The following is a 440-nucleotide window of genomic DNA, read 5'->3' on the forward strand; positions in this document are numbered from 1 at the left end:
CCTTTCATGTTCATTCATTTCAGAGAATGAGGGCGTGTTGTTTTTATTAACCCTGTCCGGTAAGTTTTCATGCGTCGAGGAATTCACATGACTGACGGCTGAGGCATTATTAACAAATCGATGTGCTTCATGGGCAATATCACTGGACTGAGCAAAAGCTGCCCCACAAAATAAAGCTGTAAACGCAGTGGTCGTGATTAATATATTCATGTGTAATTACCTTCTGAGGTACATAAAAGATGTCCTTATGATCATATATAAAAATAATCAACCTGTGGGGAAGATGACGTAAATGTAATACAGCTATGTACATTACACGATTGTAATGAATTTGTTTCTTAAGGTGTGCTAGATTCATTTCATTGTAAGTGGATGAACCAGTAATTTAATTTAAATCGGTTCTCGAATTCTGTCAGTAACCATACTTTAAATAAGGGAAT

Annotated in this window: 1 pseudogene; it reads right to left on the reverse strand. The window is 36.1% G+C overall.

Annotated elements, in window-relative coordinates:
* Positions 1-210 (reverse strand): annotated as a pseudogene (locus tag FDW88_RS01885) (PcoE); the annotation flags it as partial.
* Positions 211-440: the final 230 nt, after the last annotated feature.

This window comes from Citrobacter sp. wls829 (genome assembly GCF_005280825.1).
Taxonomy (GTDB): Bacteria; Pseudomonadota; Gammaproteobacteria; order Enterobacterales; family Enterobacteriaceae; genus Citrobacter; species Citrobacter gillenii.